The 17,830-nt window shown below is 66.3% G+C and carries 12 protein-coding genes; 4 read left to right on the forward strand and 8 right to left on the reverse strand.

Annotated features, from left to right (window positions below):
* Positions 1-73 precede the first annotated feature (73 nt).
* Both ACCQ13_RS00115 and ACCQ13_RS00120 read left to right on the forward strand, forming a co-directional pair.
* Positions 74-730 carry a DUF4097 family beta strand repeat-containing protein gene (locus ACCQ13_RS00115; RefSeq protein ID WP_159406403.1) on the forward strand — a complete coding sequence of 219 codons (657 nt, stop codon included), beginning with the start codon at positions 74-76 and terminating at the stop codon, positions 728-730.
* A 55-nt stretch (positions 731-785) separates the two neighbouring features.
* Positions 786-2,597 (forward strand): M28 family metallopeptidase, encoded by a 1,812-nt coding sequence (locus tag ACCQ13_RS00120; protein ID WP_159406404.1) that lies wholly within the window; start codon positions 786-788, stop codon positions 2,595-2,597.
* Positions 2,598-2,715: 118 nt separating this feature from the next.
* Here the strand turns inward: ACCQ13_RS00120 and ACCQ13_RS00125 are convergent, their stop codons facing one another.
* The 3 genes from ACCQ13_RS00125 to ACCQ13_RS00135 form a co-directional block, all read right to left on the reverse strand.
* Positions 2,716-3,795 (reverse strand): glycoside hydrolase family 5 protein, encoded by a 1,080-nt coding sequence (locus tag ACCQ13_RS00125; RefSeq protein WP_159406405.1) that lies wholly within the window; start codon positions 3,793-3,795, stop codon positions 2,716-2,718.
* A gap of 371 nt (positions 3,796-4,166) precedes the next feature.
* Positions 4,167-5,162 (reverse strand): glycoside hydrolase family 5 protein, encoded by a 996-nt coding sequence (locus ACCQ13_RS00130; RefSeq protein WP_372372440.1) that lies wholly within the window; start codon positions 5,160-5,162, stop codon positions 4,167-4,169.
* Between the two features lie 274 nt (positions 5,163-5,436).
* Entirely contained in the window at positions 5,437-6,510 is a 1,074-nt protein-coding gene (locus ACCQ13_RS00135; RefSeq protein ID WP_159406407.1) for a glycoside hydrolase family 5 protein, read from the reverse strand.
* A gap of 316 nt (positions 6,511-6,826) precedes the next feature.
* Here ACCQ13_RS00135 and ACCQ13_RS00140 point away from each other — a divergent pair, with 316 nt between their 5' ends.
* Positions 6,827-7,882: an NAD(P)-dependent alcohol dehydrogenase gene (locus ACCQ13_RS00140; RefSeq protein WP_104603323.1), complete on the forward strand. Its 1,056-nt coding sequence runs from the start codon at positions 6,827-6,829 to the stop codon at positions 7,880-7,882.
* Positions 7,883-8,078: 196 nt separating this feature from the next.
* On the opposite strand, the gene ACCQ13_RS00145 is transcribed toward ACCQ13_RS00140, so the two are convergent.
* From ACCQ13_RS00145 to ACCQ13_RS00155, 3 genes are all read right to left on the reverse strand, one after another.
* Positions 8,079-9,560, reverse strand: a complete 1,482-nt coding sequence (locus ACCQ13_RS00145; RefSeq protein ID WP_104603324.1) for a glutamate synthase small subunit GltD family protein — start codon at positions 9,558-9,560, stop codon at positions 8,079-8,081.
* A gap of 128 nt (positions 9,561-9,688) precedes the next feature.
* Positions 9,689-14,161 carry a glutamate synthase large subunit gene (gltB, locus tag ACCQ13_RS00150; RefSeq protein ID WP_104603325.1) on the reverse strand — a complete coding sequence of 1,491 codons (4,473 nt, stop codon included), beginning with the start codon at positions 14,159-14,161 and terminating at the stop codon, positions 9,689-9,691.
* Positions 14,162-14,363: 202 nt separating this feature from the next.
* On the reverse strand, positions 14,364-14,744 hold the full coding sequence (locus ACCQ13_RS00155; RefSeq protein ID WP_104603326.1) for an I78 family peptidase inhibitor: 381 nt from the start codon (positions 14,742-14,744) through the stop codon (positions 14,364-14,366).
* A gap of 56 nt (positions 14,745-14,800) precedes the next feature.
* On the opposite strand from ACCQ13_RS00155, the gene ACCQ13_RS00160 reads away from it, so the two are divergent.
* Positions 14,801-16,072, forward strand: coding sequence for a DNA topoisomerase IB (locus ACCQ13_RS00160; RefSeq protein WP_208800434.1), 1,272 nt, complete (start codon positions 14,801-14,803; stop codon positions 16,070-16,072).
* Between the two features lie 73 nt (positions 16,073-16,145).
* On the opposite strand, the gene ACCQ13_RS00165 is transcribed toward ACCQ13_RS00160, so the two are convergent.
* Together ACCQ13_RS00165 and ACCQ13_RS00170 are read right to left on the reverse strand one after the other, a co-directional pair.
* On the reverse strand, positions 16,146-16,490 hold the full coding sequence (locus ACCQ13_RS00165; protein ID WP_104603329.1) for a hypothetical protein: 345 nt from the start codon (positions 16,488-16,490) through the stop codon (positions 16,146-16,148).
* Between the two features lie 319 nt (positions 16,491-16,809).
* Complete coding sequence (locus tag ACCQ13_RS00170) at positions 16,810-17,829, reverse strand: integron integrase (RefSeq protein WP_167526788.1); 1,020 nt, start codon at positions 17,827-17,829, stop codon at positions 16,810-16,812.
* Position 17,830 lies beyond the last annotated feature (1 nt).

Genomic DNA, 17,830 nt, shown 5'->3' on the forward strand with positions numbered 1-17,830 from the left:
GGTGCGCGATTGTAGCCACCCATGGTGTGATCGCCGCCACGTCCCAGACTGCCGCTACCGCGCGAGGTTCAGCATGAAGCCCCAAGTTCTTCTCCTGGCGTTGTCCCTGGCCTGCGCAAGCGCCTGGGCCAACGAGGACATCAGCAAGGTCAATGGCCGCATCAGTGCCGAAGCCGGCAAGGTGTATGGCAGCCTGGAAACGGTCAACGGCTCCATCGAGGTCGGCGCCGGCGCGCAGACCAAGGACGTGGAAACCGTCAACGGCGGGATCCAGATCGGCACCGGCGCACGCACCGGCGGTGTGTCCACGGTCAACGGCGCGATTGCGCTGGGTGAGAAAGTCATCGTCTCCGGTGGCCTGGAGACGGTCAATGGCAGCGTGCTGGTGGAGCGCGGCAGCCAGATCAGTGGCGGGGTGGAAACGGTCAACGGCAGCATCGGCCTGGTGGAAACCGAACTCGGCAAGGGGATCGAAACGGTCAATGGCGACATTACCGTCGGTGTGGGCTCGCATGTGCGCGGCGGCATCAAGGTGACCAAGCCGAACTTCAGCTTTGCGTTCAAGCCGGCGCGCAAGCCGCGCGTGGTGATCGGCCCCAAGGCCGTGATCGACGGCCCGCTGCAGTTCGAGCGCGAGGTGGATCTGTATGTGCACCGCAGCGCCAGGATCGGCGCGGTCAGCGGTGCCACGGCGCGCCGCTTCGACAGCGATGTGGCGCCCAAGGACTGACGCGCTCACCACACGGACGCTCTAAGATCGGAACTCCGCTGCACGAGGAGTTCCGATGCCCCGCAAGACCCTGTTGTGCCTGGCCGCGACCTTGGCCGTGGCCGGCTGCACGCGCGAGGCGGCCGATGCGCCAGCCACGCCGGCCGCGCAAACACCGGCCCAGACCACGCCCAGCGCACCGGTCAGCCGGCATGTGTTCTCGCCGGAACTGACCGAAGGCGACTTTGCCGAGCTGGTCAAGACGCTGGCCTCGGATGCGTTCGAAGGGCGCGGCCCGGGCACGCCCGGCGAAGAAAAGACCGTGACTTACATTCGCGACCAGATGCAGCGCATCGGCTTGCAGCCGGGTAATGGCGACAGCTGGTTCCAGGAGGTGCCGATGGTGGAAACCACCGCCGATGCCGCCACCGCGCCCAGCCTGCGCAGCGGCGAGCAGACCCGCACCCTCGCCGTCGGCACCGACATCGTGGTGGGCACCCGCACCGGCCAGGCGGAGGTCAAGCTGGACAACAGCGAGCTGGTGTTCGTCGGCTATGGCGTGGATGCGCCCGAGCAGCAGTGGAACGATTACGCCGGCCAGGACTGGAAGGGCAAGACGGTGGTGATGTTCGTCAACGACCCCGGCTTCCACAGCAATGACCCCAAGCTGTTCGACGGCAAGCGCATGACCTACTACGGGCGCTGGACCTACAAGTTCGAGGAAGCCGCGCGCAAGGGGGCGGCCGCAGCATTGATCGTGCACGACACCCCTGGCGCCAGCTATGGCTGGGATGTGGTCAAGCACTCCTGGTCCGGCCCGCAATACGATCTGCCGGCCAAGGACGACCCGGACCCGCGCCTGCCGGTGCAAGGCTGGATCAGCGCCGAGACCGCCCGGCAGCTGTTTGCCGATGCCGGGCTGGACCTGACGCAGGCGTACAAGGATGCCGGCAAGCGCGGCTTCAAGCCGGTGCCGTTGAAGGCCCGCTGGTCGGTGGATCTGAAGAGCAGCATCGCCGAAAAGACCTCGCGCAACGTGGTTGGCGTGCTGCCGGGCACCCGCCATGCCGACGAGGCGGTGTTGTACATGGCGCACTGGGATCACCTGGGCAAGCATCCGGGCGAGAGCGGCGACAACATCTACAACGGCGCCGTGGACAACGCCACCGGCGTGGCCGGCATCCTGGAAATCGCCGATGCGTTCGCGCATCAGGACCCCAAGCCGGAGCGGTCGGTGGTGTTCGTGGCGGTGACCCTGGAAGAATCCGGCCTGCTCGGCTCCAAGTATTACGTCGCCAACCCGAGCTTCCCGCTGGACAAGATCGCTGCGGTGATCAACCTGGATGCCATGTCGGTAGCCGGCCGCGCGCGCGACATGACCGTGGTGGGCATGGGCAGTTCGGAACTGGAGGACATCCTCAAGCCGATCGCCGCGATGCAGGGCCGCCGCCTGCACCCCGAAGCGACGCCGGAAAGCGGCTCGTATTTCCGCTCGGATCACTTCAACTTCGCCAAGGCCGGCGTGCCGGCGCTATATGCCGATGGTGGCGAAGACCTGCGCGAAGGCGGCACCGCCGCCGGGCGTGCGGCGGCCCAGGATTATGGTCGCCATCGCTACCACGCACCTGGCGACGAATACGATGCGGCCACCTGGAAACTGGACGGCACCATCGAAGACCTGCAGGCGATGTATGGCGTGGGCAAGGAAGTGGCGGCAGGGGGGCGCTGGCCAAACTGGTACGCCGGCAATCCATTCAAGGCTGCGCGCGACCGCATGATGGCCAGCAAGCCGGCGGCGAGCGCCGATGACGCGACGCGGCCGGCCGCTGCCGACCGCGCCTCGCCAGGCAGCAAATCCGTGCACACAGACCCGCCCAGGCAGCGATGAGCCAAGCGGCGGCCTCGCCGGCAGTCGCCGGCGGGTACGGGCGCCCGTACCCGCGTGGGCGGGCCAGTAACGTGCTGCCGGTGCGTGGCGGCCATCGCGTGCGCCGCAGGACGCGCTGTCAGCGCCTGGACCGTGCGCTACCGCTGGTACGTGTTGCACGGCTCGCCTGTGGCGACAGGATCGACATCTGCGGCTTCTCGGTGCCGTCCTTGCTGGGATGCACGTTGTAGGCGTAGGACATGTTCCACCACGCACCGGCCGCCCACCAGGTCCAGCCCAGCCACACATCGGCGTTGGTTTCCATGAAGGCCAGCATGCCTTGCAGCGCCTGATTGCATACGGCGTTGTCGGCCGTCCCGAACTCGGCCAGGAAACCGCGCTTGTTGTGGATGCGCAGCCACTGGGTGAAATTGCGCAGGCGGTCGGCACCGATGGTGGGGCTGACGCAGACGCTGCTGGTGCCGCTGGAATCGGCGTCCAGGTATTGATGCACTTCGAAGGCATACCGATCCAGCGGGTCATAGATGGACGCCAGCGCCAGCGCGTTGGAATAGCCATCGCTGGTCGCCGAATACCAGCTGTGCGCGCCGGTCCACGACGCGCCGGGCACCAGGATCAGGTTATCGGCGCCGGTGGCGCGGATGGTATCGATGGCCGCCTGCGCGGCACCGGCCCACTGGCTGGACGCAATGTTGTACGGCTCGTTCATCAGCCCGAAGATCACCGCGTTGTCGCCCTTGAACACCATGGCCAGGCGACGCCACAGGTCGGTGAAGGTGGCGACCGGCACGTCCGGCCCGCCGATCAGGGAGCCGTAGTACTTGGCGTAGTTATGGATATCCAGCACCAGGTACATGCCCGACGCCTTGGCGCGCGTCACCGCCTGTTGCACCAGCGCCAGTTGCGCCGCATCCAGCTCGCCCCGCGCGCTGGGCTGCAGGCGTTCCCACAGGATGGGAAGACGGACCGTGTTCATTCCAACGCCAGCGAAATAGCTGTAGTCACTGGCCGAGGCATACATGTAGTCCTTGTTGAGGATACCGGGCTTTTTCGAGGAGGCGAACTCCGCGCCGGACAGATTGACCCCGGCATAGGTGAGTGCGCGGGTTTGTGCCTGCACTTGAGGCAATCCCGCGAGCAGGACAAGTAGCAGGACGTAGCGGGCGATACTGCGTAGCGGGACGGAAACGACGGACATGGAAACACTCCTGGCAGCGCGGTGGGGGTGCGTCGCAGCGGTTTGCGTGCAATCTGCGCACGAGATGGCGCATCGATGCACTGCTGTGCATCGGCCGTGCCTAAACGGCGGCGGCGCCGCGTGGTGCAGGATCTGTGCATGCGTGCGCAGTCACCGACGACATGGCGCACGCATGTGGCAACGCGTTAACGCGCTGCTGTGCCAACTTCGCCGCACCGCGCGCATCGGCCGTAGCCGGTGTCGGCATCCGGGCGTATGGAAGCGCCCGCCGCCAATGCCATGACGCCAGCGCACCGACGCCGCAGTGGTCGCCGCCCTCGCCCGTGGGCACCACACGACAGCACTGCATCGCGTACCGCGCCCGGGATGTCCTACCGCGCGCGCCGCGCCGCGTGCACGCGCAGCACCGACATCTGCGGCTTGTCGCGTCCCTGGGTGTCGGGATGCACGTTGAACGGATAATCCGCCTTCCACCACGCGCCGGCGGCCCACCACGTCCAGCCCAGCCAGAGATCGCCATTGCGCTCCAGATCATCCAGCATGTTGTTCAGTGCGCGATTGCAGGTCGCGTTGTGGCCGGTACCAAATTCGCCGAGAAAGCCGCGCTTGCGATGCAGGCGCAACCACTGGGTGAAGCTGCGCAGGCGTTCGACTCCGACGGTGGCGCTGACGCATCCGGCGGTGGTGCCGCTGGAATCGGCATCCAGATACTGATGCACTTCGATGGCATAGCGGTTCAGCGGGTCGTGGATGGACGCCATCGCCACCGCGTTGGATTCACCGGCGTCCGTGGAATACCAGCTGTGCGCGCCGCTCCACAGTGCACCTGGTACCAGGATCAGATTGCTGGCGCCGGTCTGGCGAATGGTGTCGATGGACGCCTGCGCAGCAACGGCCCAGGCACGTGGATCGATACCGTAGGGCTCGTTCATCAGGCCGAAGATCACGCGGTTGTCGTGCTTGAACGCAATGGCCAGCCGTCGCCATAGATCGGTGAAGGTGGCGATCGGTACCTGCGGGCTCCCGATCGTCTGTCCGTAATACCGGGCGTAGTTGTGCACGTCCAGGATCAGGTACAGCTTCGCCGCCCGTGCGTTGGCGAGCGCTTGCTGGATCGCGGCAAGTTGCGCCGGATCGAGCGCGCCGCCAGCGGTGGGCTGCAGCCGCTCCCACAGGATGGGCAAGCGGATGACGTTCATCTGCTTGCCGGCGAAATAGCCGTATTCCTCGGCACTTGGATAACGGTAATCGACACCAGGCACGCCGGGTTTTTGCGAGGATTTGATCTCTGCGCCGGACAGATTGACGCCGACCAACTTCAGCCGGTTGCCGTCCTGTGCGTGGGCCAATGGCGTGAGGACGAGCAGCAGCAACAGCAACGCGCGCGCGCAGCTGGGCAGCCGGCGCAACCGGGTGGGAAAAGACGACATGGGCACTCCTACTACAGGCGGGGGAGATGCAGTGCCCTGTCCTGGACATGCCACCAACCTGACGGCACTGCACTGCCGATCAGGCTAAGCGCATTGGTACCGGTAAACGACGCATGCGAGGGATTGCAGTGGCGAGTTGTGCGGCACTTCTCGATCGAACTGTCGATGCCGTACAACGCTCGCCATACCACGCTGCACGCAACGCAGAGATTCAGCGCGTGGCACGCTGTGCGTACTTGCTCAGGATCTTCATCTGCGGCTTGTCGCTGCCATCCTTGCCTGGCTGCACGGTGAAGGGATAGTCCGGCTTCCACCACGCACCGGCGGCCCACCAGGTCCATCCCAGCCACACATCGCTGTTCTGTTCCATGTAGGTCAGCATGCCTTCCAGCGCTTTGTTGCAGACCGGATTGTCGGCGGTGGCGAATTCGCCCAGGAAGCCCTTCTGCCTGTTCTCGCGCAGCCAGGCGGTGAACCCGCGCAGTTTCTCTTCGCCCACGGTATCGCTGGTGCATACCGGCTTGGTGCCGCTGTAGTCGCTGTCCAGATACTGGTGCGCCTCGAACGCCAGATGGTTGCCGGGATCCTTGAGCACCTGCAATGCCGTGGCATTGGAGATCCCGTAGCTGTTGCTGCGCCAGCTGTGCGCGCCGGTATAGGCGGTGCCCGGCACCAGGATCAGGTTGTTCGCGCCGGTCTTGCGAATGGCGTTGATCGCCGCCTGCGCGGCGTTGGCCCAGTCCGGTGCGGAAATGCCGTTGGGCTCGTTCATCAGCCCGAAGATCACCGTCTTGTCGCCCTTGAATTCCAGCGCCAGCCGGCGCCACAGGTCCGCCACGGTGGCAGTGGGCACCTCGTCGCTGCCGATGCGCTTGCCGTTGTAGCTGGCGTAGTTGTGCAGATCCAGGATCAGGACCTGTTGATTGGCCTTGGCGGCGGCCAGCGACTTCTTGATGAGCCCAAGCTGTGCCTGATCCAGCGCACCGTTGAGCGTGGGTTGCACGCGCTCCCACAGGAATGGCAGCCGGATCGTATTCATGCCCTTGCTGGCGAAATACCTGAAATCTGAATCGGCCGGGTAGGTGTAGTCCTTGAACAGCGTGCCGGGCTTCTTGCGCGAGTTGAACTCCGCGCCGGACAGATTGACGCCCACATATTTCAGGCCTGTCGCGGCCTTGCCGGGGCTGCCGGGCGGTTTGGCATGAGCCAACGAGGGGCCGGCGAGCAGGGCGAGCAGCAGCGCGGCATGAGGCAACGCTGCCAATTTCACGGGAGAGCGGAACATGGGAGACTCCTTCGGCATCGACGTGGGGCCGCAGGGGGAGGGCACGGCCAGAAGCAATGGTGCAGGGCGAGCGCTACGATCGTCAGCCTAGAAGCTCGCACGTTAGCGCGTCATTCACGCGGCATCGCATGCATCGGGCCTGCGCGGCCTGCACGCCCCGTCTCATGCCGCTGCGCTAGCGTTCGCAAGAGGATGCGCAAAACGCACTGTCACAGGAGTGCGACGCCACCGTGTTCTACCCTATCGACCCTCCTCATCTTGCCGTGCCTGGCGTTTGCAGTTGCCGCCCACGGCCCACCATTCCGGAGTCTTCCCCATGAGCCAAGCCCACGCCTACGCCGCCCAGGCTGCCGACCAGCCGCTTGCCCCGTTCGTGTTCGAACGGCGCGCGCCCGGCCCCAACGACGTGCAGATCGACATCGCTTATTGCGGTGTGTGTCACTCGGACCTGCATACCGCGCGCAACGAATGGCATAACACGCAGTATCCATCGGTTCCCGGCCACGAGATCGTCGGCCGCGTCACCGCCGTCGGCAATGCGGTGACCGGCTTCAAGGTCGGCGACCTGGCCGGCGTTGGCTGCATGGTCGACAGCTGCCGCAGTTGCGCCTCCTGCCAGGAAGGTGAAGAGCAGTACTGCGAAGCTGGCTTCACCGGCACCTATAACGGCCCGATGTTTGGTGGCGAGAACACCTATGGCGGTTACTCCGACCATATCGTGGTCGACCAGCAATACGTGCTGCGCATCTCGCACAGCGACAATCTGGCCGCCGTGGCGCCGTTGCTGTGCGCCGGCATCACCACCTACTCGCCGCTGGCGCACTGGAAGGTGGGTCCGGGCCAGAAGGTGGGCGTAGTCGGCCTGGGCGGCCTGGGCCACATGGCAGTGAAGATCGCCAAGGCGATGGGTGCCACGGTGGTGCTGTTCTCCACCTCCGAGAGCAAGCGCGCCGACGCACTGCGCCTGGGTGCCAGCGAAGTGGTGATCTCCAAGGACCAAGCGCAGATGGCCGCGCAGGCCAACACCCTGGACTTCATCCTCAACACCGTAGCGGCCCCGCACAACCTGGACCCGTTCCTCAACGCGCTCAAGCGCGACGGCGCCATGGTGCTGGTCGGCGTGCCCGAGCAGTCGCACCCCTCGCCGGCGGTCTTCAACCTGGTGATGAAGCGCCGCACCCTGGCCGGTTCATTGATCGGCGGCATCCGCCAGACCCAGGAAATGCTGGATTTCTGCGCCAGGCACAACATCGTCTCGGACATCGAAACGATCCGCGCCGACCAGATCAACGAGGCCTACGAGCGCATGCTCAAGAGCGATGTGAAGTATCGCTTCGTGATCGATATGGCGACGTTGGACAAGGCGGCCTGATTCGCAGTTGCGTCAGGGTGTGATGCACCGTCTGCGCCCATCGGGCGCGGACGGTGGCATATGAACCCAATGGCGCTTACGACGTTCGAGTGTTCAGCATGCCAAGCACACATGTGCCACGAACAAGCGCATAACCCCAGGCGAATGGCTTCCCACTGCAGGCCAACAAGTCACCTGAGCATGTGACTAGCACCCCTCACGCCGCAGCCGGCTCCTTGACCTGCGCTTTCACACCCAGCAGCTGCACGATGCTGCCCGCCGCATCGCGGCCTTCGGCCACTGCGGTCACCACCAGGTCGGCACCGCGCACGCAGTCGCCGCCGGCGAACAGGCGTGGGTTGCTGGTCTGGTAAGGCAGGCGGCCATGGCCGTCGGCCGGGGCGACGATGCGGCCGTTGCTGCCGGCGTCCACGCCTTGCGATGCCAGCCAGTCGGGCAGGGTGGGCGAGAAGCCGAAGGCGATGATGACCACGTCCGCTTCCAGCAGCGATTCGCTGCCTTCCACCGGTACCGCATTGCGGCGGCCGCTGGCGTCGGGGTCGCCGAGTCTGGTTTCCACCACGGTGACGCCGATGGCTTCGTCATCGGCGCCGGATTCGATCGACAGCGGCTGGCGGTTGAACAAAAAACGCACGCCTTCTTCGCGGGCGTTGGCGACCTCGCGCGCTGAGCCGGGCATGCTGGCTTCGTCGCGGCGGTAGGCGCAGGTGACCTTGGCCGCGCCAAGGCGAATCGCGCTGCGCACGCAGTCCATGCCGGTGTCGCCGCCGCCCAGCACCACCACGCGCTTGCCGTTGAGGTCGGGCAGGGCGAGCTGGTCTTCCCAGCCGGCGATCGGCCGGCCGTGCGGGTCGTTGCCGCTGACGATGCGGCTGTTCTGCACCAGGAAGGGCAGGGCCGGCAGCACGTTCTTCAGGTCCTGCCCGGGCAGGCCGCCGTCGGTGTAGCGATAGGCGCCGGTGCCCAGGAACACGGCATCGTATTCGCCCAATAGCTGTTCGATGCTGATGTCCTTGCCGATCTCCACGCCCAGGCGGAACTGCACGCCCATGCCTTCGAGGATCTCGCGGCGCTTGCCGATCACCGACTTGTCCAGCTTGAAACTGGGGATGCCGAACTGCAACAGGCCGCCGATCTGCTCATAGCGGTCGTAGACCACCGCTTCGATACCGGCGCGCGCCAAGCGGTCGGCACACGACAAGCCGGCCGGGCCGGCGCCGATTACCGCCACGCGGTGGCCGCTGGGCTGCACATTGCCCAGGTCCGGGCGCCAGCCCATCTTGAAGGCGGTATCGACGATGTATTTTTCCACCGCGCCGATGGTGACCGCGCCGAATTCCTCCAGTGTGCAGCTGCCCTCGCACAGACGGTCCTGCGGGCACACGCGCCCGCACACTTCTGGCAGCGGGTTGGTGGAATGGCACAGCGCGGCGGCTTCTTCGATGCGGTTCTCCTGCACCAGCTGCAGCCACTGCGGGATGGCGTTGTGCACCGGGCATTTCCAGCTGCAGTACGGATTACCGCAATCCAGGCAGCGACCGGATTGGTATTGCGCGTCGGCCTTGTCGAACTTGCCGTACAACTCGCCCCAGTCGCCGGAGGTACGCAGTTCCACCGGAATGCGCGTGGGCATGGTCCGCGGCAGGTCGAGGAATTGGAAGGCTTGTTTGCGGCTCATAAGAAAATCCGTGGCTGATTCCCTTCTCCCGCGTGCGGGAGAAGGTGCCCCGAAGGGGCGGATGAGGGGCGCGGGGCACTGCCCTCACCCCCGACCCCTCTCCCGCGCGCGGGAGAGGGGAGCACAACTCAGGCGGCGCGCCGCAGCGACTCAGTAAGCGACTCAATACTGGCGGCCTTGGGTTTGACCAGCCAGAACTTGCCGATGTAGTCGCGGAACTCGTCCAGGATCTGCTGCGCCCAGATGCTGCCGGTGAGCTCGCGGTGGCGGCTGATCAGGGTGTGCAGATGCTGGCGATGGTTCTCGAAGCCTTCGGCGGAGACACGGTGGATGTCGATCAGTTCGTGGTTGTAGCGGTCCACGAAGTCGCGTTCGATATCCAGCACATAGGCCAGGCCACCGGTGAAGCCGGCGCCGAAATTCAGGCCCACCTTGCCCAGCACCAGCACCACGCCGTCGGTCATGTATTCGCAACAGTGGTCGCCGGCACCTTCCACCACCGCCAGCGCGCCGGAGTTGCGTACCGCAAAGCGCTCGCCCGCCCGCCCGGCGGCGAACAGCTCGCCGCCGGTGGCGCCGTACAGGCAGGTGTTGCCCACGATCGGGGTGCTGCGCGCTTCGAAACGCGCGCCACGCGGCGGACGCACCACCAGCCGGCCGCCGGCCATGCCCTTGCCGACGTAGTCGTTGGCTTCGCCTTCCAGTTCCAGCTGCAGGCCGCCGGCATTGAACGCGCCGAAGCTCTGCCCGGCGGTGCCGCGGAAGCGCAGGTTCAACGGCGCATCGCTCATGCCGTGGTTGCCATGCGCGCGCGCGATGGCACCGGACAGGCGCGCGCCGATCGAGCGGTCGGTGTTGTGGATCAAAAAGCGATGGTCGCCGCCAGTCTTGTGGGCGATGGCATCGGCCAGCAGGCCGTCCATCTGCGTGGCCAGGCTGTCCGGCGATTCGTACAGGCGCTGGGCGGCGCAATGGCCGCCGTCGTAGCGCGCATGGGTGAGCAGGCGCGAGAGGTCGACCTTGACGCCCGGGCGCGGAGAGACCTCCAGCTGCTCCAGCAGGTCGGTGCGGCCGACGATCTCGTCCAACGAGCGCACCCCTAGGTACGACAGCCACTGCCGCACTTCTTCGGCCAGCAGGCGGAAGAAGTGCTCCACGCGCTCGGGCAGGCCGGTGAAGTAGCCCGCACGCAGGCGCTCGTCCTGGGTGGCCACGCCGGTGGCGCAGTTGTTGAGGTGACAGATGCGCAGGTACTTGCAGCCCAGCACGATCATCGGCGCCGTGCCGAAGCCGAAGCTGTCGGCGCCCAGCAAGGCGGCCTTGACCACGTCCAGGCCGGTCTTCAGGCCGCCGTCGGTCTGCAGGATGGTGCGGTCGCGCAGGTCGTTGGCCACCAGCGCCTGGTGCGACTCGGCCACGCCCAGTTCCCATGGCACGCCGGCATAGCGGATCGAGCTGACCGGGCTGGCGCCGGTGCCGCCGTCATGGCCGGAGACGGTAATCAGGTCGGCGCCCGCCTTGACCACGCCGGCTGCGATCGTGCCGACGCCGGCATGCGCCACCAGCTTCACCGACACCAGCGCGGTCGGGTTGACCTGCTTGAGGTCGTAGATCAGCTGGGCGAGGTCTTCGATCGAATAGATGTCATGGTGCGGTGGCGGCGAGATCAGGCCGATGCCGGGCTTGGCGTAACGCAGCCGGGCGATCAGCTCGTTGACCTTGTGGCCGGGCAGCTGGCCGCCTTCGCCGGGCTTGGCGCCCTGGGCGACCTTGATCTGCAGCACCTCGGCGTTGACCAGGTATTCCGGGGTGACACCGAAGCGGCCGGAGGCCACCTGCTTGATCTTGGAGCGCTTCTCGGTGCCGTAGCGGGCCGGGTCTTCGCCGCCTTCGCCGGAATTGCTGCGTCCGCCCAGGCGGTTCATCGCGATGGCCAATGCTTCGTGCGCCTCGGGCGACAACGCACCCAGGCTGATCGCTGCGCTGTCGAAGCGGCGCAGCACATCAGATGCCGGGGCCACTTCGTCCAGCGGGGTGGGGGTGTCGGCACGCTTGAGCTGCACCAGGTCGCGCAGCGTGGAGGCCGGGCGTGCATGCACCGCGTCCACGTACTTCTGCCAATCGCCCGCATCGCCGGTGCGGGTGGCGCGCTGCAGCGTCATGACCACGTCGGGGTTGTACATGTGGTATTCGCCGCCGTGCACGTACTTGAGCAGGCCGCCCACTTCCGGCTTGAGCTGGTCGTTCCAGGCGCGTGCGGTGAGCTCGCGCGCCTCGGTATCCAGCCGCGACAGACCAACACCGCCAATGCGCGCAGGCGTGTCGGCAAAGCACAGTTCCACCACGTCCGGGTCCAGCCCGACGATTTCGAACAGCTGCGCGCCGCGGTAGCTGGCGATGGTGCAGATGCCCATCTTGGAGATGATCTTGGACAGGCCCTTGTAGATGCCCTTGCGGTAGCGGCGGCCGATCTGCGACTGCTCGCCGCCCTTGCTCAGCTGCAGGATGCCGCGCCGGCCCAGATCGAACAGGGTCTGGTAGGCCAGGTACGGATACACCGCGGTGGCACCGACCCCGAGCAGGCAGGCCATGTGGTGCGCATCGCGCGCGGTGCCGGTTTCGATGATCAGGTTGACGTCGCAGCGCAGGCCCACCTTGCACAGGTGGTGATGCACCGCGCCGGTGGCCAGCAGCGCATGCGCCATCGGCCGGTCCGGCACCGGGTAGCGGTCGGATAGCAACAGCATGACGGCGCCATCGCGCGCGGCCGCTTCCACTTCCTGGCAGATGCGTTCCAGGCCGGACTTCAGGCCTTCTTCCACGCTGTAGGACAGGTCGATCAGCCGATTGCGTTCGAGGTACTGCTCCATCTTCAGCAGCTGGCGCAGCTTGCGCTGGCTGAGCACCGGCGAGTTGAGGATGACGTGGTTCACCGTCTGCGCACCGGCATGGAAGATATTGGTCTCCTTGCCGAGCTGGGTGGTGAGCGACATCGCGATGCCTTCGCGCAGCGGGTCGATCGGCGGGTTGGTGACCTGCGCGAAGGCCTGGCGGAAGTAGTCGTACAGCGGCCGGGTCTGGCGGCTGAGCACCGCCATTGGGGTGTCGTCGCCCATCGAGCCGGTGGCTTCCTGCTCGGTCTCGGCCAGCGGGCGCAGGATCTGCTCCACTTCCTCGGTGCTGAGCTGGAACAGCTTGTGGTAGCTGCGCAGGGTCTGCTCGCTGAAGGGTTCTTCCACCAGCGAAGGGTCGATCAGCTCGGTCTGCAGATAGGTCACGCCCTGCTGCAGCCATTGCTTGTACGGCGCGCGCGCGCGGTTGATGCGGTCGATGGCGTCCGAGTCCAGCAGGTCGCCGCGCTTGAGATCGATGGCCATCATCTCGCCCGGACCCAGCTTGCCCTTGCGGGTGATGCGCTCGGCCGGCAGTTCCCACACCCCGGCCTCGGAGGCCACCAGGAAGTGGCGGTCGGAGGTCAGCATCCAGCGCGCCGGGCGCAGGCCGTTGCGGTCGAGCATGCAGGCCGCGTAGCGGCTGTCGCAGGCCACGATGCCGGCCGGGCCGTCCCACGGCTCGGTGTTGAGGCCATAGAACTCGTAGAACGCGGCCAGGTCGGCGTCCTTGAATTCCAGCGATTGGGTGGCCGGCGGCACCAGGATGCGCAGCGCCTGCAGCAGGTCCATGCCACCGGCGATCAGCAGCTCCAGCATGTTGTCCAGGCTCTGCGAATCGGAGCCGTGCATGGAGATCACCGGATCGAACTGCGCGATATCGAAGCGCGGGGTCTGCCACACCTTGCTGCGCGCCTGCGCCCAGCGGCGGTTGCCTTCGATGGTGTTGATCTCGCCGTTATGGGCGAGCAACCGGAACGGGTGTGCCAGCGGCCAGCGCGGCAGCGTGTTGGTGGAAAAGCGCTGGTGGAAGACGATCGCGCTGGAGGACAGGTCGCTGCGCTGCAGGTCCGGGTAGAACGTGCTCAGCTTGTCCGGCAGCACCATGCCCTTGTAGCTGATGCCATTGGGCGAGAGCGTGGTGACATAGAAGTCCTGCACGCCCTGCAGCTGCTGTTCGGCGCGGCGGCGCGCCAGGAACAGCGCCAGGGTGAAGCCGTCTTCGGTGTGGTCGGCACCGGCATCGACAAACACCTGCTCGATGCGCGGCAACGTCTCGCGCGCCAGTTGGCCGCACACGCTGTCGTCGGTGGGCACCACGCGCCAGCCCCGCAGTTGCACGCCGACGCTGAGCAACTGGCTTTCCAGTTCGGCGCGACATCGGGCGGCATCGGCGTCGTCCAGCGGCAGGAACACCACGCCGGCCGCGTAGCGCGTGCCCAGCGGGATGCCGGCGTCGCGCGCCAACCCGCGCAGGAACGCATCGGGTTTGCGAATCAATAAACCGCAGCCATCGCCGGTCAGCCCGTCGGCGGCCACGCCGCCGCGGTGGGTCATGCGCGAGAGCGCCGCAATTGCGGTGTCCACCAGCGAACGGGAAGGCTGGTCGTCCAGCTGGGCGACCATGCCAAACCCACAGGCGTCGCGCTCATCGCGCGCGCTGTTGTAGAGACCGTAGTCGTTGAGCCCTTGGCGAGTGCGGGGGGCCATGTCTGCCTCTTTGCGATCTTGGGAGAGCGGCGACGACGTTGCACCGCTCGATCCGTGGAGCGTTCCAAGAGGTCACCGGATGATCGACTAGACCACAGTTGATGCGGTGCCGCAATACACCGTTACAGCTGCAACGAGACCCGCGCAAATCCCTTGCGGCAGCTGGCTTGGCGCCGCTTCGGCGAGCGGCGCCAGGCGGTGCTCAGCCGCAGCGTACCGAGGTGACGACGTTCTTGGCATCCACTTCCAGATTGAGCCGTTCGCCGTTGAATTCCATGGTCACCATCTGGCCGGGCTTGAGTACGCGCACCGACTTGGCGCCGGCATCGCTGCGCGCCTGTTCACTCACCGCATCGGTGAGGGCTTGGCCCACCAGGGACTGCACCTGCGTGGCATCGCAGCTGCCGATCGGCGGGGCCTCGGGCGCGGTGGCCGGGGCTGGCGCTGAGGCCTGTTCGACCGCTTGCTGCGCCTTGGCGGTAACCGCTTCCTGCTCGTCCGGTTGCGGCTTGTTGCAGGCACTCAATGCAGCCAGCACGAGCAGGGGGCAGGCCAGGCGGGCAGTAGGCAGGACAGCGCGCATCGATGACTCCAGACAAAGGGCAAGGCCCAAGCATAAGCACAATTTGCACAACCGGCATGGCTTGCGCACACGCCGTTGTCATGGCGTTGACGTGGCCTAGTCTGGACAGGCCCAACAATCGGCCGACCACTTCCGATCTGTATGCAATGAAAGCCAAACGCGTTCTTCGCAAGGCCACCGTCGCGGCCAGCACGGCCGGCAAGCTCGCCACCGTTGCCGCAGGTGCAGCGGCGGCCACGGCGGCCGTCGCCACTGCCGCCGCCGTGGTTCAGGCCAAGGCCACCGCGCGTGCGGCCGGGCTGACCTATGTCAACGACCAGCAGCCCGGCATCAGCCGCCGCCGCGCCGGCAAGAGCTTCAGCTACCGCAATGCGGATGGGCAACGCATCGCCGATGCCGACACCTTGCAGCGCATCCGCGCGCTGGCCATTCCACCGGCCTACACCGAGGTATGGATCTGCGCCAAGCCCAATGGCCACCTGCAGGCCACCGGGCGCGATGCACGGCGGCGCAAACAGTACCGCTATCACGCCGAGTGGGCGCAGGTGCGGGGCGAAGGCAAGTTCGAGCGGGTGATCGCCTTTGGCACCGCGCTACCGAAACTACGCCGCCGCCTGCGCCGCGATCTGGCCGTGCCAGGCTTTCCACGCGAAAAGGTGCTGGCCATCGTGGTGGCACTGCTGGCCGACACGCTGGTGCGCGTGGGCAATGCCGAATATGCGCGCAGCAATCGCTCCTACGGGCTCACCACGCTGCGCAACCGGCACATGGAATTTCTCAAGGGCGGGCGCGCGCGGCTGAAATTCCGCGGCAAGAGCGGGCAGGAGCACGACATCGAAGTGGACGACAAGCAGCTGGTCACGCTGATCCGGCAATGCCAGCAACTGCCGGGACAATCGCTGTTCCAGTATCGCGACGACGCAGGCCAGCTGCAGCCGGTGGATTCGGGCGAGGTCAACGACTACCTGCGCGAGGCCATGGGCGAGGACTTCACCGCCAAGGATTTCCGCACCTGGGGCGGTACGTTGGCTGCGTTGCAACGCCTGGCCCGGCTGCCGTTGCCCGAGCGCAGCAGCGAACGCGCGCTCAAGCAGGTGCAGAACGATGTCATCCGCGAGGTGGCAGATGCCCTGGGCAATACGCCCTCGGTATGCCGCAAGGCCTACATCGACCCCTGCGTGTTCGCAGGCTGGCGCGCCGGCGAATTGCAGGCCATGGCGACCGGCGTGCGCGGCGAGCGGCAGTGGGAAGCGGCCACGTTGAAGTTCCTCACTGCCTCGCGTGCCAAGCGCAAGACAGCGGCAAAGTGCATTTCGAAACGCAAGTGAATGGGCTGGATCGGGAACCGAAAAGCCGCGATGCTTTCCGATTCCCGATTCCCGATTCCCGATTCCCGATTCCTCAGCCGCAATACACTGCGGTGATGTTGTTGTACGGCCCGGTCTCGATGGTGAGGTGGTCGCCGCCGCTGGCGCTGGCACCCTGCGCCGGATCGCCCAGGCCGCTGGCAGTGGTGTCGCCGCTGGCACGTGCACCGCGGCGCACGCTCACCTGCAGGCTGTCGCTGTCCACGCGTGCGCGCTCGATAGTCTGCCGGGCCGCCGCCAGCCCGACGATGCCCCGCACCCGCTCGATATGGCACTGGCCGGAGATCACGCCATCGATCGGCTGGACCTGTGCTACCTGGTTGGAGGCGCAGGCGGACAACAGCACGGCGGCGGCCAACGGGGCAAGAACACGGATCATGGGTGCAACTCCAGGCGGGGGACGTTGCCAATAGCGTGAATGCGTCACCGTTGCGGCGGCATGAAGGCTGTTGATGCCGGGAGAAGCTGAAAGTAACTTCCCATGCGTGTTGTTGCCTCTGGTCCACCGCAGGCACGCCAGCAACGCGACCGACGCACGCCGGCCAAGCCCCGCGTGCATCATCAAGCTTGAAAGCAGCAGCGCGGGAGAGCGAGCCATGGCTGATCGACGAGGCTTCAGAGTCTCCTAAACAAGGCGGAGCGCTTCAGGGGAGAGCTTGGCAGCAACCATCCCTCCAGTGGATAGGTCGCGCGGTACCTCACGCCTCACCACCGACACCGCCCAGCCCATCCAGCGGACTGCGGACCGCCGACGCACCGCGTCCCAGCACATGCGTGTAGATCTGCGTGGTGGTCACGTCCTTGTGGCCCAGCAGTTCCTGCACCGTGCGGATATCGTGGCCGGCCTCCAGCAGGTGTGTGGCGAACGAATGCCGCAACGTGTGGCAGGTCGCCGGCTTGACGATACCAGCCCGCTGCCTTGCCGACTGCACGGCACGCTGAAGAATTTCTTCAGAGACATGATGCCGGCCAGTCCGGCCGCTGCGCGGATCCCGCGACCGGCGCGCAGAGGGGAACAGGTATTGCCACCCCTGCTCCACGTCGGCATTGGGGTACTTGCGCGCTAACGCATGCGGCAGGAACACCCGCCCGGCACCGGCCACCAGATCGGCCGCATGCACTACCAGCGCACGGTCGCGTTGCCGTTGTAGCGCCTCTCGCAGGCTGAGCGGCAGCGGCACCCGCCGATCCTTGCCGCCCTTGCCATCGCGCACCACGATCTCGCCACGCGCGGCATCCACGTCCTTGATGCGTAGGCGCAGGCATTCCATCAACCGCATCCCGCTGCCGTAGAGCAGGCTGGCCATCAGCCAGCAAGGCCCCTCCAGCACCGCCAGCAGACGTGCAACCTCCTCGCGCGAAAGCACTACCGGAATGCGCCTGGGTCGCTTGGCGCGCACCAGGTTTTCCATCCACGGCAGCTCGATGCGCAGCACTTCGCGGTAGAGAAACAACAGCGCCGCCAGGGCCTGGTTCTGGGTGCCCGCAGACACCTGGCCATCCGTGGCCAGCCGCGTCAAGAAGGCCTCGACCTCTGCCTGCCCCATCTGTGCCGGATGGCGCTTGCCGCTGGCCAGGATGAAGCGCCGTATCCAGCTGAGATAGGCCTGCTCGGTGCGTAGGCTGTAGTGCTTTACGCGCAGCCGGTCGCGCACCTGATCGAGTAACCGCATCGGTGGACGTGCTGTTACGCCATCGTTTTTGGGGGGGTATTTCATA

It is taken from the genome of Xanthomonas sp. NCPPB 1638, from assembly GCF_041475635.2.
Taxonomy (GTDB): Bacteria; Pseudomonadota; Gammaproteobacteria; order Xanthomonadales; family Xanthomonadaceae; genus Xanthomonas; species Xanthomonas cucurbitae.

What these genes read in the sequence shown, in the direction of transcription:
- ACCQ13_RS00115 (WP_159406403.1), top strand. Translation starts at nt 74, where the DNA reads ATGAAGCCCCAAGTTCTTCTCCTGGCGTTGTCCCTGGCCTGCGCAAGC.
- ACCQ13_RS00120 (WP_159406404.1), top strand. Translation starts at nt 786, where the DNA reads ATGCCCCGCAAGACCCTGTTGTGCCTGGCCGCGACCTTGGCCGTGGCC.
- ACCQ13_RS00125 (WP_159406405.1), bottom strand. Translation starts at nt 3,795, where the DNA reads ATGTCCGTCGTTTCCGTCCCGCTACGCAGTATCGCCCGCTACGTCCTG.
- ACCQ13_RS00135 (WP_159406407.1), bottom strand. Translation starts at nt 6,510, where the DNA reads ATGTTCCGCTCTCCCGTGAAATTGGCAGCGTTGCCTCATGCCGCGCTG.
- ACCQ13_RS00140 (WP_104603323.1), top strand. Translation starts at nt 6,827, where the DNA reads ATGAGCCAAGCCCACGCCTACGCCGCCCAGGCTGCCGACCAGCCGCTT.
- ACCQ13_RS00145 (WP_104603324.1), bottom strand. Translation starts at nt 9,560, where the DNA reads ATGAGCCGCAAACAAGCCTTCCAATTCCTCGACCTGCCGCGGACCATG.
- gltB (WP_104603325.1), bottom strand. Translation starts at nt 14,161, where the DNA reads ATGGCCCCCCGCACTCGCCAAGGGCTCAACGACTACGGTCTCTACAAC.
- ACCQ13_RS00155 (WP_104603326.1), bottom strand. Translation starts at nt 14,744, where the DNA reads ATGCGCGCTGTCCTGCCTACTGCCCGCCTGGCCTGCCCCCTGCTCGTG.
- ACCQ13_RS00160 (WP_208800434.1), top strand. Translation starts at nt 14,801, where the DNA reads ATGGCTTGCGCACACGCCGTTGTCATGGCGTTGACGTGGCCTAGTCTG.
- ACCQ13_RS00165 (WP_104603329.1), bottom strand. Translation starts at nt 16,490, where the DNA reads ATGATCCGTGTTCTTGCCCCGTTGGCCGCCGCCGTGCTGTTGTCCGCC.
- ACCQ13_RS00170 (WP_167526788.1), bottom strand. Translation starts at nt 17,829, where the DNA reads ATGAAATACCCCCCCAAAAACGATGGCGTAACAGCACGTCCACCGATG.